The sequence below is a fragment of the Shewanella sediminis HAW-EB3 genome (assembly GCF_000018025.1).
Lineage (GTDB): Bacteria > Pseudomonadota > Gammaproteobacteria > Enterobacterales > Shewanellaceae > Shewanella > Shewanella sediminis.
In genome coordinates this window covers 5,210,285-5,224,872 of record NC_009831.1, presented here as the reverse complement: position 1 = coordinate 5,224,872, position 14,588 = coordinate 5,210,285, and the positions used below count along the sequence as shown (strand labels likewise).

Below are 14,588 nucleotides of genomic sequence, written 5' to 3'. Positions count from 1 at the left end.
ATAACAGCTTAAGGCACAAATCATTAATTTGGTTTTAAAAAGCATTAGGTAGCCATTGTATCTGGCCCGCATCTACAGCGATTAGATCGAATCGACAGATGGCATCGATATTGTTGAGCTGCATATAATGCTCCGCTGCACGTCTCAGTCTCTTTATCTGCCCTGAGCTTAACGCATTTATGGCGCCGCCATATTGGCTTTTTGAGCGATACTTTACTTCGACGAAGATCCACTCTTTGCCATTTTTCATGACGAGATCAATCTCCCCGAATTTGAATCGGACATTTCGCTCGATGAATGTCAGCCCTTGCTCTAACAGGTAATTCATAGCCAGGTTTTCACCTGCTTGGCCATGCTCTGCAGATATCGGCTCGTTGTTATCCATCATTGAGGACGTAAATTACCCCTCTGATAACGACCCCAGCTCAGTTCTCTATTTACGGTGCCATCGGGTGAGACGGATAACATACCGCTACGTCCGGAAAACTGGTAGCCAGGTAGGGCTCGCATTTGAGCAAGTTTACCTACAAGTTCGAGGGCATCATAGCCCATGATATAGAGACGTTTCTGACTATAGCTCCAAGATGGCCAAAGATCTTCGACTAACTGGGTCTCTTTGCTGCTTTGTAGTAACCAGGGAATATCGCTGATATTGAGGTTATTGAGCTCTTGAGCCGTTTCACGCGAACTCCCCTCAACACGACTCCTGCTACTGGTATATAGGGGAACCGGATCGGCAAAAACACTAAAGTTTACGTCGATGAAAGGTTTTAATAGCGGAAGATCACGGTTACCCGAGATCATATAGATAGCATCAATATCACGCCTCGAACGGAAGTCGGCTTCAATATCATTGCCAAGCAGCGCCTTGATTCGAGCAATACGCTCCTTGCTATCGATGACGCCTAAAGACTTCTGTACCGTGACTTTCATCTGATCGCCGGCATCATAGAAGTGAACTTCAGCGGGTTGTTGAGTCAGCTCGGTCCACACCTGGTTGAAGCTATCGGCCATTCTATGACCTACGGTATTATTACTCGCCAGGAGTAGTGGCATGGTGATGCCATCATCAAACAATTTCTTAGCCGCATCACGGGCTTCATTAGCGGGAGAGAGTGCGAAATAGAATTGATTGTCGTCAGGGATGAAGTTTTCAATATGGTTCAGGTATAACTGTGGCACTCTTTGTACTGACGCGTCACTCTGTGGGCTCTGGGCCGATTTTGGCTCCGAAGTTGAAACTGGTTGCTGCAGCTGCTCCACTTCAGATTGCAATAGTGGGCCGATAACAAACTCAGCACCAGAGTTTATGGCTGCCTGATAAGCGGCTTGAGCCCCCTTAGCCGTATCGAAAAAGTTGATGGATACACTATCATCAGGGTTAACCAGATAACGTGACATTATCCCCTGTTTTACTGTGCTGGCGAGCGTTGCTCTGGTACCGCTCAAGGGGAGAAGTACTGCGATGTTTTTAGGATTATAAGGCTTAACATTAAGTGCTTTTTCCAGATCCGTCGGCAGTTTGATTGCCGCTGGATGAGTGGGGTTCACCTGCTGCCAATCACCTAAGTGTTGAACCAGCTGATTGGGGTCGATGGCATAGTGCTTTGCAATATAGGCCAGCTGTAACCAACCAGCAAATACCGGACTGGAGCTATCTTGGCTAAACGTGAGTAAGGTCTGTTCATGCATCGGCTGTAAAATTCGCCAAATGCTATCGTTCACTTCACTGGCTTGAGAAGCCGGAAGATAAGAACTTAATAGACTGAGCTGTCTTACCTGCTCAATCGGCTGTTTAATGTGTTGGTATAACCGGGCTTTGAATTGATAAAAAGCCACCATCTGCCAGTCGGCAAGTTTCCACCTGCTAGGATAATCGAGCTCAGCGAGGGCATGATCATAGGTTGAAGTCAGCTCGAGTACCCGAGCTGTTAAGTATTTATGCTCGGCAAGGAGTTCAGGCTTCTGTACTAAACTTTTTTCGATCGACTTTAGCGCCTTATTTGCAGAACCTGCATCGCCATCATTAATGAAGGCGTGGGCGGCGAGTAAAGCATATCGATTCTGGACTTCCTGGTTATTTGATTTTGCAGCTAAAGCTAAGTATTCAGCAGGTTGCAGAGATGCGCTCACCAATGATACCTGTGTTACTGCGGGCTTTATCGGTGCGGGAGTTGTTCCGCAACCGAATAAGACAGCACTCAAAACTGCAATAGAAATTAATTTAGTTGTATTCAGTCTTTTCAACACACTTTTTTTCAACACAAGAGGCCACTCTGGTAAGATGCTGCCAATAGTTTAACCTTCTCTCACGCTCGACGAAAGTCTTGTGATAGTCAAACCGAGGTAGATATGGATCTGGCGGTCGCACTTTACATAGTTCCAACCCCTATTGGTAACTTAGGGGATATCAGTTCCCGTGCCATAGATGTGCTCAATAATGTCAAATTGATAGCCTGTGAGGATACCCGACATAGCGGTATTCTTTTGAGCCATTTTGGAATAGAAACAAGAAAAACAGCCCTTCACGATCACAATGAACGAGACAGAGCCGATTGGATCATTCAGAAGCTCAGTAACGGTGAGGCCGTTGCGCTGATCTCTGATGCAGGCACGCCGTTGATCTCCGATCCCGGCTACCATCTTGTCTCCGCAGTAAGAAATGCAGGCTATAAAGTGATTCCGCTACCGGGCGCATGTGCTGCGATCACCGCACTGAGTGCATCGGGCCTGCCATCGGACCGTTTCACCTTTGAAGGCTTTTTACCCTCAAAAGAGAAGGGACGAATCGATAAACTAACTGAGCTTAAAGAAGATCCAAGAACCTTGATCTTCTACGAATCCCCACACCGTATAGTCCATAGTTTAGAGTCAATTCTTACTGCATTGGGTGAAGATCGTGTCATTGTGATGGCGCGTGAAGTGACCAAAACCTTTGAAACCTTCCTGTGTGGAACGGTTAAAGAGGTATTAGAGCAGGTGAAAGCGGATCCTAATCAGCAGAAAGGTGAAATTGTGCTGATGTGCCACGGGTATCGCCTTGCCGAAGATGAAGGCATCCCAACGGTTGTGATCAATACATTAAAGCTGCTTTGCGAAGAGTTGCCTTTGAAGAAGGCGTCGGCATTAGCTGGACAGATCCACGGCATGAAAAAGAATGCCCTCTACAAGTATGGTCTTGAAAACGGCCTGTAAAAGGTAGATTTTTAATCGGGTGTGTAAGAAAAGCTTGTTTTTGATGGAGTGTTGACTTGGCTTAGGCTATAATCCGCGCCGAGTTGGCCAGACAGTTGCCGCGTTCGCAAGAACGGGGAGGAAAGTCCGGGCTTCATAGAGCAGGGTACCAGGTAACGCCTGGGCGGTGTGAACCGACGACAAGTGCAGCAGAGAGGAGACCGCCTGCTTGATTTATCAAGTAGGTAAGGGTGAAAGGGTGCGGTAAGAGCGCACCGTGCGGCTAGTAATAGTCCGTAGCAAGGTAAACTCTACCCGAAGCAAGACCAAATAGGGTTCCATACGGCGCGGCTCGCGTTGGAACCGGGTAGGTCGCTTGAGCCTGTGAGCGATTGCAGGCCTAGATGAATAACTGTCCACGACAAGACCCGGCTTATCGGCTTACTCTTTGGATGAAGACAACTGCTTGTTCTGCAAGCAGTTGTCTGATTTCTCATTTCAAATTATCTCACCTGTTACACGCTTTTCAAAATCTCATTCAAAATACGTTTCAAAATCTCAATTATATCTTGAGGTGCTTATCATGAAATCAGTTCATGGATTCGAGCATCTGTATCTGCGCAATCACACCTACTACTTCCGCTTTGTCTTACGCAGACATCGAATCAAGTATCAAATCACCTTAAGTTTGCATTGCAAGGACTTCAACCAAGCCGTTGTTTCGTGGAGAAAACTCTGTATAGAAGTCTCCAGGCTGAAAAAGCTTGTGCTGGCATTTCAAAAGCACGAAACTGAGGCAATTAGCCGTCTGGTAAATGGATTTAAAATCAACATGCAAGAACAGCTCAAGATGCACCACATCAACTCACTTGTTGCCGAGCTAGAGCAGTCCTACAACGATAATGCGCATATGCTGAAAGTACTCGGTAGTAATTGCCCCATGGACTTCCCTGATAGCTTTCATCACGCTCTGGCTTCATTATCTGAGGGGGATAGTAGTATTTCATCGGATCAAAAGCTGGTGGAACTGGTAGACAGCCTATCTAACATAGAAAAGTCCGCTTTCATGCAGTATTTGGCAAGTGTGCTCATTCGTTTTACTGAGGCAGATCAAGAGATTAATGAGCGAGGATTATTATTAACAGCAAAAACTGCCTTAGCCAATAACAATGTTACTGCTGATGAGAATTCTCTGGAGTTTAAAGTGCTTCTGAGTAAGCTCAAGTCTTCATCTCAGATTCAAAACTCACTGATTGAAACCGTTGCAAGTGAGGATGCTGTGCGAGAGCGTGAGCTAAATCAGTTGGTCCAAACTGCCAATGGGGTAGTTACCACTCCAGATGCCAAACCAACGAGTAATGCACCGCTCTTCTCTGAGGTTTATCCGGAATTTCTACAGCACAAAATTGAAAAAGAGAAGCTGGATGATAAGACTCAGAAAGATTACGCCAGAAAGTATTTGTTGTGGCAAGCCTTAGTCGAAGACAAGCCTATCGACCTCTATACACCTAAAGATATTGGCTGTTTTATCGACCGTTGTTTTGAGCTACCTAAGATGAACATTAGGCCCTACAGCAGGATGTCATGGCCAGAGCGAATAGAAGCGGATGTGCCAGATGAAGATATGATAGCGCCCAAATCAGTGGGTCATTTCTATAAGTGGCTGCAAGGTGTTTTTGCCTATGCCAAGAGTGATACCATTGGCTATATCAGTGCTTCCCCTTGTTCTATCAAACGTGAGTACAAGTCCAGAATTCGTGGGGTGTTTGACGATTCAGAGTTACAAGTATTCCTAAAGGCCGCTGACAGCGAGAAGCAGCTTTGGCGCAAGTGGATGGTTTATCTTGGCATCTACACTGGTGCAAGGCGTGGGGAGCTAGTTCAGCTACGCAAAGAGGATGTGAAATTCGATACCGCGACTAAACGCCATTACCTGCTTATCACTGATGTACATGAAAGCCAAAAGCTCAAGACAGAGAATGCCAAGCGTAAAATACCTCTGCACATGGATCTTATCAATGCAGGTTTTATTGAATATGTGGAGTCCTGTAAGGAGCGAGTGTTCGAGGGTGTTAATAATCGTGAGGTGGTGACAGCATGGTTTGCCAGACAGATGCGAAACCTTGAAGTGGACTCGATTAATGAGCTAGGCCATATCCGAACATTTCATAGCTTCCGCCATACATTTATCACTAAGGTGATGAACGCAGGTGTGCAAGTAAACCTAGTGCAGCAGGTCGTAGGTCATGAAATAAGCTCGTTTGGCATTACGGGGAACTATACCCACAAGTCAACCGAGCTTAAACATGTACTGCCAGTGATGGATGGGCTGGATATTGATAGTTAAGTTACTTAATACCCAGCTACGGGGTTAGTAAGCTAGACAAGTTAAAAAGCTGATTGACTCGGAAGTGACGCTACAAGCCCGTTCATCTATACCATATTCTAAATAAAAAACTCGTTATTATTGAAGTAATCCCGAACATTTGGATTCAATCTCTAATGAGCTCCTGTACTTTACTTAGGTTGGTACTGCATTAGGTGCTCTTATGCTTTGGTCTCAATAATTTATCTTTAGATAAACGCACCTCAAACCCTTTTTTTCTATTATCACGGAGCCATCCAGTAGTTTTCATCTAAATCTAGAGGAGTATAAAATAATTGAATGTCACGATAAGGGAAAATAATCACCTCGGTATCAATGTTTACCGATATCAATGGAACTTGCTGCGTAAGTGACTTAATATTAAGCCTTTATAATAATAGAGCCTAGTGTATGAGCATTGAAGATGTTGTTATTGCGCGTAGAATTGCCGCGCAAGAAGCGGGTGAGCAAGTTGTTCCAGACAGTTATCAAGGCGTAACGAAGCAACGGGTTAGATACGTCCTAACGGTTATTGACCGAGCTACTGATAATATGGTTGATGTTGTTTATTCACTTTTATGTGATGAACTGAGTTGGTACACCCGTGCCGCTAGGCAAGAACTTCGTTTTTGCGATGGTGCTTCTGTCGCTCATATCGGTACGCACGTTGGTATTCTCCAACGCGAGAGAAACATCAAACTTGACCGCGAAGGCCGTGATTATTGGCTGAAACCGTTATGGGAAGTTGGTGCTGTACTAAAAGTTTACTTGGATTCTAGTTCTGCGTTTAGCCCTGGTCATCCCGTTGCCAAGTCTTCTAATTCTGCATATAGCTTGTCGGATGATTTCAAGGCTATTCTCCAAGCACCAGAGGTGGAATGGAGAGCGTTAGCCGAAACATGGATGCAAGCTGACGTTCAACGTGAACGATTAGCACTCCAAGCGGCTCAAGCTCAAGAAACCGCCGCAACGATAGAAACTCCGCATAGTCGCTTAATTCGTTTAAGTCGCGATGTTTACGCACCTCGGTTCTTAGTTGGTTATGAAGTTGTTTACGTTGATGATGGTGACGGTGACCGTATTACCGACGCTGAAACTGAAACATTAGCCGCGGCAGGACTTGAGCTGACGATTGATGATGCTATGCCTGATGTTCTATTGTTAAACCGAGAAACAAATCACTTATGGGTTATTGAAGCTGTTACAAGTGATGGTGAAGTAGATATTCATAAGAAGCAAAGCTTAGAAGCGTTTGCAGTACGAAACGGTAAGGTGGGTGTTGGCTTTACTACCACATACCTAACTTGGAAGAAAACCGCAGAACGTCAATCGGCTCTGAAGAACTTAGCAAATGATACGTACTTGTGGATCCAAGAGGATCCATCACGAAATATGTGTATAAAACAATAGATTAAACTTAAAAAGTTGAGGGTAACAATGGATAAAGATGCTTGGATAAAGAAAGCTCATGAAGTAGTAGCTAGTGTCGCAGAGTCAAACAATGAATTTACTCCTGATGATATTTGGGATACAGGGTTTGAGAAACCTAAGGAAGGTCGTTGGTTAGGTCCAGTCATGAGCTCTGCAAGACGTAAGGGCATTATTGAAAAGACAGGGCGTGTACAGCCAACTCGACAAAAAGAAAGTCACGGGTGTGATGTGACTATCTGGAAATCAAAGACTTACAAGGGGTGAAAATAGCGGGGATTATCCCCGCATTATCGAATTAGGTGTAGGCTTCTTTGGTAAGCTAGTTAAATTGAACCTATAGATTTCCAACAAGACCATCAAATAGCTCTTGGTCGAATTTTTCTACTTGTTCACCCATAGCTATTAACTGTTCACGAGTAGGGTAGCGAAGAGTTCTCAAGTCAGTAGCGTTAACTTGCGTGTGGCCATTGAACTGACGGAAATACTGGTCAACGATGTGGCTGTTCAAGTAAACCCATAGACCTTTTGCGAAGCCCATTTCTAGCGGTTGACCACCTGCGTGGAAGTAGTTCGTTTTGTTCTCGAAACCTACTACTTCGACATTGGCTAAATCAGCCGTGTACAAACCTGCAACGATACGACGTGTTTCTTCTTTTGAAGTTAAACGCTTGGTTAGAACGTAAGTACCGTTCGGGACCATCTGTTTCATTGTTTCATCGTTCAATGCAATAGCGTTTGGTTTTTTCTTGCTTTCTACTGGATATTCAATCATGCAGTTGTTGAAGTGCATAGGGTAGATAAGCGGCACCGTATCTTCTTCTGGGTCATGGCGTAGATTCGATTTAGTACGAAAATCAACAACTTTACCAGTACTAGCTTGAATGCCAAGGTCTTCTAGCGAACAAGGCATACCGCCAATGCGAGTAGCGATACCAGCTTGTTCATCGTTAGTAACGATGTGAATAAAACGGTCTGGGTTATTCGGGTTCACTACTTCGTTAAACTCAGTCATGCGAACAATCGGTGCAGGGTCATCGGCACATGTACTTGATGTAATCTCGACTTGACCTTGAGCTTCACCTTTTACGATATGGAAGATTACGTTTTCTTGAAGAACCTTGTCGCCTTTGAACGCTCTAGTTCGGCTTTCGAAGATATGCAGTTTGCTTAGATTGTTACCATCAAGCAGGATTCGACGGAAATCGTTGAAGTATGGACCGTTGCAGAAACTACGTGGAGTAATCGCTACAAGCTCACCACCGTCTTCTAGAAGCATCAAAGCCAACGTAACGAAGCAAGAATACAAGTTACACGCTTCAACACCAACGCTACGTAGGCTTTTACGCTCTTTACTAGCGGCAGCAATTTTCAAGTACGGAGGGTTCAAGATAGCTTTGTTGAACGTAGCCGTTTCTTCGCCGTTTTCACGTGTTTTTAACAGCTCAACTGCGTTTTGAATGAAATCAACTTGGTTTACTTCCGAGTTCCAAGCGACTTGAGATTCATCGCTAGCTTCTTGGCAAAATGCAAAAGAACGGTTCAAGTTTTCAACTAGAACGTCTTCCAGCTCCCAAGCGTTAGCATTGATAGAAGTTGGTTGAAACTCACGTAGAGCACGTTCAACAAGTGAAGTGGTTAAAGAGCCCACACCAGCGCCAGCGTCTAGTATTTTTAGGTCACCGTCAAGATTTCGAAACATCTCCGCAAGAATATTAGCTGCTGAAGCAGGAGTCATGAACTGCCCTTTTCGGCCTCGAGTCTCATTATCAAGCAGTTCATTAGCTTGAGCTCTTATATTATCAATGTCATCGACAAGTGTTTTTAATATGGCGTGTTGTTCAGTCATCGTTGCGGAATTTGTCATTTATACCTCTACTGTATGTCTGTACAGTTTAACATCGTTTGGCTTTAAAAAATACTGATTGGATTTTGCTATTAGTTTTAAGGGAAATACTTAGAAATTTAATTAAGTGCTGATAACTATATTGTTACGTTGATATCTTTATTTACAATTTCAGTCTGTCTTAACCTCAACTTGGTAAGCTTTTATCCCAAGGCTATAAGCGAGAAAGTTTTGCTCCCATATTGGGTGGATTTCCCTTGCTTGCTCGAGTGCTGTTGCCCCCATCAGGTGTTGAAATACTCCATTATTAAAGTCGAAGTCCAGTTCCTTGGCTAGCTCGGTCATGTAGCCAACACCGACATAGCTAAAGTCGGTGATATAGCAGATACGCCACTGCTCGCCATGTTCCTCATCGACCTCTTTTTCTAGCCTAACCTCCACTGGATGGAAGCCACCACGTTCGGCCGTGTAATTAGGATCTCTGAAGTTGATGGTAACGGCTGAAGCAGCTTTATGGTCGCTGATTAGATCCGCCAAGTGCATGGCAAACATGGGTGATATGGGCAAGCAGAGATCTTGGTGTTTTATCTTGATAGTCATAGATGTGCCTTGTTGGTCGGGAGGGTGAAAGCGTGGCCTGACTTAGATCAGGCACTTGCTTTATTCATTGGTGGTTAAGGTTGGAATGGACGGTTGTGATGGCTGCCTGAGTGTCACTTCTTACCGTTAGTCTTATCCTTCTTTGTGCCCGGCTTATCTCCCTTAGTTAGCAAGGGGTCGAGCTCACCCGCTACCACCGCTTCGATAATGGTGTCGATGGTGTTAACTAACTCCTCCTCTTCGCCAACCTCGATGGCGTGCATCCCTTTTTGCAGTTCCAATGGTTTGTTACCACTACGCACCTCTAGGTAGTAACGGTTGTTGCGTTTGTAGAACCAAGGGCTGACTTTCTTCGGCACCTGTACCTTTTCCCTCTCGCCTGTCTCTTCATCTTTGACCCACTTTTCACGGTAGAAGGTGTGGGTTTCGTTCTCGACTAGTGCAGTGGCCAATATCTTCTGCTGGCCGAGCTTAGTGAGTAGCTTCTCCCTTCGTAGAATGAGTGGGTTGCTGCTGCCGTCGGCTGGGCGAACGGTGACCTTGAGTGAACTCAATAATGTTGTCATGATGATTACCTTTAGTGGTTGGTGGGAGGTGCTAATGAATGGCCTAGCCCTGGGTTGGGTTAGGCGTCATGGTGTTTAATTGGGTATGACTTACGGTTGGTGGTGCTACTTGAAGCCGATGGTTCTGTTGCCGGGCTTGCTGTTGTTCTCGGTGGTGAGAATGGCTAAGCACTCATCGGTGGTTAGCTTGAAGTGGCTCAGTTTTTGACGTCGCTTTAAGATAGAAAAGTCACCGGGAGTCAGTAGTTTAAGTAAGCAGAGTGAGTCTAGCGTCTGAGTTGATAGCGTATCTGTGCTTGTGACGCTCCTAAAGAGATTCTGAGCTTGTTTCTCTGTCAGATAATCAAATGATAGCTTGAAATCAAATCGACGCATCACAGCTCTATCTAGACGCTCGGAGTAATTCGTTGCTGCGAAGAATGGTTGATTGAAACACTCCATCTGTGTCAGCAGTTCATTAACTTGTTGTATCTCCCAGCTGGCATTTAAGCCGCCTCTATCTAGCAGTAGGCTATCCACCTCATCGAAGAACAAGATGCAGTTGTTATTGTCGGCCTCTTGAAAGATACGGGCGATATTCTTCTCGCTTTCACCCACGTACTTACCGAGTACATCTGAGCACCTGATGGTCACCAGCTCTCGGTTACTCATGTTGGCCAAGTGTTCAACAGCCGCCGTTTTGCCTGTTCCCGGTGGACCCACTAACAAGGTGCGTATATCACATTGTTGGTTAATGGCTTTCTCTAATTGGCCAATGGCTTGGTTGCCTTTTCTGATGTTGAGATACTCGGTAGAGAAGGGGAGTTGTGGCTTGTAGTTGTTGGCATGAATACTATGGCCACATGCCGTTAAGGTACTTTTTACCATGGCCTCAATATTGTGCTCGGCAGCCTTACCTGTAAGCCCTGTGTTGTGAGTGACAAAGGCCGCACTAGTGATATGAGCAGGTGTTAGCTCTGGTAGGGTGGCCAGTTGGTGTTTGAACACCTTGGATACCCTCAGCCCCTTAAAGCTTTGGTCCATCAGGCTTTCCATTACTCGATTATCAGGAATACTGACATTAAGTACATAGGTGAAGCGGCGTATGCAGCTATGGGGGATAACATCGATATGGTTGGTTATCCAGATGGTTGGTATGGTGTTTTGTTCCATCAGTTCATGCAGCATATCTTTACCATAACCACGGTGAGAGATACTTTGCTCAAAGATGTCCTCACACTCATCTATTAGCAACAGGGTTTTCTCGTCTGGTGACACTAAGCGTTGTACCAGCGTTAGGTACTGTAACCTTAGGTTAGAACTGAAGGCTTGCTTCTTGAACTGCCCACGTTCTTCAGACACTTCATCTCCAACAGGCTTAATGGCGATAAGGTGTGATTGAGTTTTATCGGCCAGCACCTTGGCTAGTTCGGTCTTGCCTGTGCCGGGTAATCCATAGAGCAGAATGTTAATCCCCTGCATGGAGTGGTTGATACTGATGTCTAAAAATTGCTGTAAGGTGTCACATTCAAGGTGGCTGAAGTGGCGTAACTTCAGTTCAGACTTTGGCTTAGATTGTATGAAGGGTTCGATAAGATTGATGTAGTACTCGACCTTGGCTCCTAGCAGTAAACTCGTGATGGCCTGTGGTAGGTTCATGAAGTCAATCAGGCTGCTATCGAAGAACTGGTCAAAGAGTCCGGTGGTCGCCAGAGCCTTTAATACTTCAATGAGCTTGGTCTCTGGCATATCAAACATGCAGGCGAACATGGCGTTGGCGTAATTGTCCTCTGGAAGTACCTTATTGATAAGGTCAAATAGACCTCGGTTAACATTCATCACCGCAATAAACCTCACCACCTTCCAACCGTCATTTGGCAGCTCCAGTCCTTGGGAAAGTAACTTGCAGTTGTGGTCTAGGTTACTGGTGTTGGCTTGAAGCCCTTGCTTCTTAAGGTGGCGCTTTAAGGTGTTTAGCTTGTTGCCAGTGCCTAGCTTGATACCTTTACCGCACACCACCTTGATCATACGGCTATTAAGATCCTCAAGATCGGTGTTATCAATGTAGCCAGAGGCAAGGGCACTATAGGCATAGATGGTCGCACAGCCTTGGTGTCCCCGTATGGGGGATGCTTCCACTATTAAGTTATCAAAAGGAAAAGGGGGTTCGAGATGGATTCTAGTCATGTTGACCTCCATCTAGCTGGCCATTTAGTTGATAGTTCAGTTGGTCTATGGCCTCTCTCATCACCGATTCATCACGCTTGTCATAGATTTGTGTGGTGGTGACGTTAGCATGGCCAGCCAGTTTGCTTGCGGTACTTAAATCGACCTTCTGATTGAGTAGTTCGGTAATGAACGTTCGGCGTAAATCGTGTGGTGAAATGGTGATGCCTGTGGCGGCTAAGGTACGTGCTTTGACAATCTGATAGAGGGCGGCACTGCTGAGGCCACGGTCATGCTTAATGACATTGTTCCAAATGGGATTAAACAAGTCCCCTGGTTGATGGGTTCTCACCCTTAGCCAATTGTCGATATAGGTTAACGCCCATGTGGGTATCGGTTGCTTGCGCGGCTTCTTACCCTTGCCAGACTTGACCGTTAAGGTGCGTTTATCAAGGTGGATATCACTGACTGTCAGGTTGGCTAACTCAAAGCGCCTTAGGCCAGTACTCAGAAACAATGCCAATATGCAGCAGTCCCGTTTGCCGATGTACCGCTTGTCCAGATAACAGATGGTGATCAACTGGCCAACACTGCTGGATGATAACGCCTTACCTCGACTACTTGGGTTGATAGGTAGCCGCTTAACCGCTTGCACCTGTCGCCATTGAACATCGTCCACCACTCCCATCAAGAAGCCTGTCTTAACTATGGCCTTGAGTGCGAACAGCACTAAGTTGACGGTTCGGGGTGACTTGCCCTCATCTAGCTTATGCCGTTTAACGTATTCAATTTGTGCGTAGTTCAATGTATGAAATGGCAGTGCTTCAACTTCACCTTTCCACTTGAAAAGCTTGAGTACTGTGTTTAGCTGACTGCGCAGCGGTCTACGTCCACTGGGCGCAAGGCGTGACAAAAACAACGCCGTAGGAGTTTGATTATTCATAAGGGAGAGCCTAGATAGAACACGAAGAACTTCGTGCTGATAACTCTATTATATCAGGATGTTGAGAGCCGTTTTAGTGGCCGTTACAGACGGTTTGTTTTCACTGGGGATGCCGAGCGGAAGGTGACGTACACTAATCGAAAGTGGAGTGCGTTTTTGCCTGATATCGACGAAAAAAAACTCGCCGTCAGGGTTTCAGTATCACTACACACGATAAAAAAACAGACCATCAAAGACAGTGAATCGAGCGCTATTTGTGATGGGTTTACGCATTAATAACGCAATAAATTGAGTGCCACTCTGTTATTAACGTTTGTTGGCTTTAGACCCGATTATTTTATTTCTTAGTGAGTTTATAGGGGCTGGTTTCGAATGTTTTGGTTTTTCTTGTGTGCGAGGTTTTTTATTTGAGATAGTGCTTTTAGAAGTGCTTTTTTGTTTGTTTAATTGTTCATTTAGCCCCGCTATTTCATTATCTTTTTCGGCCATATCAGCTTTCATTTTATTGATTGATGACCTTAAGTTTTTTAGCTCCTTATCTGTTGTGCATTTATTTTGTTGTATTTTCATTTCTGATCTGTTGGCTTCGTTTTTCTTTTTTCTTATGGCTGATAATGATCTGAAGTTTTTTATTTTATTTTTGTTTAACTCGGTGATGATCGATTCTATTATGAGACTTACTGTTGGCTGTAAATTGTTATTGGTTGACGTTATCGAAGAGTTGTTATTTAACGCGATGATTACGTCATCAAATGGTTGAGTTGTTTCTTTTAAGTTGTATACGTCACTAATGCTATTGATTCCAAGTTCATTTATGGCTATAAATAATTGTTCCAAACACTTTGTTATATTACCGCTGTAGTTTGAGTTTTCTGAAAATTTAATTACATGGTCGAAGGACGACTTGTTAACATAAAACTTCCTTCTCTCTTTGTCCTTATCATGTTGAGTTATTGTTTTAACCCACTTAATCCAGTCTTCTCCTAGAACATTCTTGTAGCTATTTAGTTCGGAAACTATCGACTCTGCGTTGTTATTTCTTTGACCAAGTTGGATCAGTAGATTTTTAATTGGAGTGTGCAGCTTCCTCCTTCGAATAATGCGGTTTAATAGTTTTTCTCCATTATTCCGCCAGTCATCTTCTCCCCTATCAATCCTTGATGCTCCCATAGCTCACCTCATTTAAAATTTCTGATATTAAAATGTACCATACAAGTCATTTGGAATGGAAGTTTAAAGCATGTTCTGACTCAATTATCATAGCCGTCCTGACTGTATTTTAAGTCAGTTCTGGCTGTATTTAAAGGCTGTCCTGACTGTAAATCTTGGCCGTTTTTGTGTTCGATAAATTTCTTGAGTTGAATTGTATACTTTGAATTTTGATTTTTAACGGTATTCGATGCCATGTCTTAACCCTTTAATAACACAGACGAACATTCAACTATATCCATATCTATATGCTTAGCTTTAGAGTAAAAGGAAGCAACCATTAGTGTCCAATGTCCAGATTGAATTTTTAAG

Annotated in this window: 12 protein-coding genes and 1 other RNA gene; 5 read left to right on the top strand and 8 right to left on the bottom strand. The window is 44.4% G+C overall.

Features of this window, described 5'->3' with window-relative positions; genetic code table 11:
- Positions 1-34: 34 nt before the first annotated feature.
- Both SSED_RS22165 and SSED_RS22160 read right to left on the bottom strand, forming a co-directional pair.
- On the bottom strand, positions 35-388 hold the full coding sequence (locus SSED_RS22165) for a YraN family protein (protein WP_012144585.1): 354 nt from the start codon (positions 386-388) through the stop codon (positions 35-37).
- The gene (locus tag SSED_RS22160) at positions 385-2,250 is read right to left on the bottom strand and encodes a penicillin-binding protein activator (protein ID WP_041422394.1); all 1,866 of its coding nucleotides are present in this window, start codon (positions 2,248-2,250) and stop codon (positions 385-387) included. The genes SSED_RS22165 and SSED_RS22160 overlap by 4 nt, the downstream gene beginning before the upstream one ends.
- A gap of 102 nt (positions 2,251-2,352) precedes the next feature.
- On the opposite strand from SSED_RS22160, the gene rsmI reads away from it, so the two are divergent.
- The 5 genes from rsmI to SSED_RS22140 all read left to right on the top strand — a co-directional run bounded on the left by rsmI (position 2,353) and on the right by SSED_RS22140 (position 7,234).
- Complete coding sequence (rsmI, locus tag SSED_RS22155; protein ID WP_012144583.1) at positions 2,353-3,195, top strand: 16S rRNA (cytidine(1402)-2'-O)-methyltransferase; 843 nt, start codon at positions 2,353-2,355, stop codon at positions 3,193-3,195.
- A 79-nt stretch (positions 3,196-3,274) separates the two neighbouring features.
- An RNA gene (rnpB, locus tag SSED_RS23790) (RNase P RNA component class A) lies at positions 3,275-3,626 on the top strand.
- Positions 3,627-3,757: 131 nt separating this feature from the next.
- Positions 3,758-5,521, top strand: coding sequence for a DUF3258 domain-containing protein (locus tag SSED_RS22150; RefSeq protein WP_012144582.1), 1,764 nt, complete (start codon positions 3,758-3,760; stop codon positions 5,519-5,521).
- Between the two features lie 429 nt (positions 5,522-5,950).
- Positions 5,951-6,949, top strand: a complete 999-nt coding sequence (locus tag SSED_RS22145; protein WP_012144581.1) for a BsuBI/PstI family type II restriction endonuclease — start codon at positions 5,951-5,953, stop codon at positions 6,947-6,949.
- Positions 6,950-6,976: 27 nt separating this feature from the next.
- Positions 6,977-7,234 carry a hypothetical protein gene (locus tag SSED_RS22140; RefSeq protein WP_041421863.1) on the top strand — a complete coding sequence of 86 codons (258 nt, stop codon included), beginning with the start codon at positions 6,977-6,979 and terminating at the stop codon, positions 7,232-7,234.
- A 70-nt stretch (positions 7,235-7,304) separates the two neighbouring features.
- On the opposite strand, the gene SSED_RS22135 is transcribed toward SSED_RS22140, so the two are convergent.
- From SSED_RS22135 to SSED_RS22110, 6 genes are all read right to left on the bottom strand, one after another.
- Entirely contained in the window at positions 7,305-8,834 is a 1,530-nt protein-coding gene (locus SSED_RS22135) for an Eco57I restriction-modification methylase domain-containing protein (protein ID WP_012144580.1), read from the bottom strand.
- Between the two features lie 150 nt (positions 8,835-8,984).
- Positions 8,985-9,413, bottom strand: a complete 429-nt coding sequence (locus tag SSED_RS22130) for a DUF2787 family protein (RefSeq protein WP_012144579.1) — start codon at positions 9,411-9,413, stop codon at positions 8,985-8,987.
- A 113-nt stretch (positions 9,414-9,526) separates the two neighbouring features.
- Positions 9,527-9,979 (bottom strand): DUF6641 family protein, encoded by a 453-nt coding sequence (locus SSED_RS22125; protein ID WP_012144578.1) that lies wholly within the window; start codon positions 9,977-9,979, stop codon positions 9,527-9,529.
- 105 nt (positions 9,980-10,084) lie between these two features.
- The gene (locus SSED_RS22120) at positions 10,085-12,145 is read right to left on the bottom strand and encodes an AAA family ATPase (RefSeq protein WP_012144577.1); all 2,061 of its coding nucleotides are present in this window, start codon (positions 12,143-12,145) and stop codon (positions 10,085-10,087) included.
- On the bottom strand, positions 12,138-13,067 hold the full coding sequence (locus SSED_RS22115; protein ID WP_012144576.1) for a tyrosine-type recombinase/integrase: 930 nt from the start codon (positions 13,065-13,067) through the stop codon (positions 12,138-12,140). Before SSED_RS22115 ends, SSED_RS22120 begins: the two co-directional genes overlap by 8 nt.
- A gap of 306 nt (positions 13,068-13,373) precedes the next feature.
- A complete protein-coding gene (locus tag SSED_RS22110) occupies positions 13,374-14,237 on the bottom strand; it encodes a hypothetical protein (protein ID WP_012144575.1) in 864 nt (287 codons plus the stop codon).
- Between the last annotated feature and the right edge of the window lie 351 nt (positions 14,238-14,588).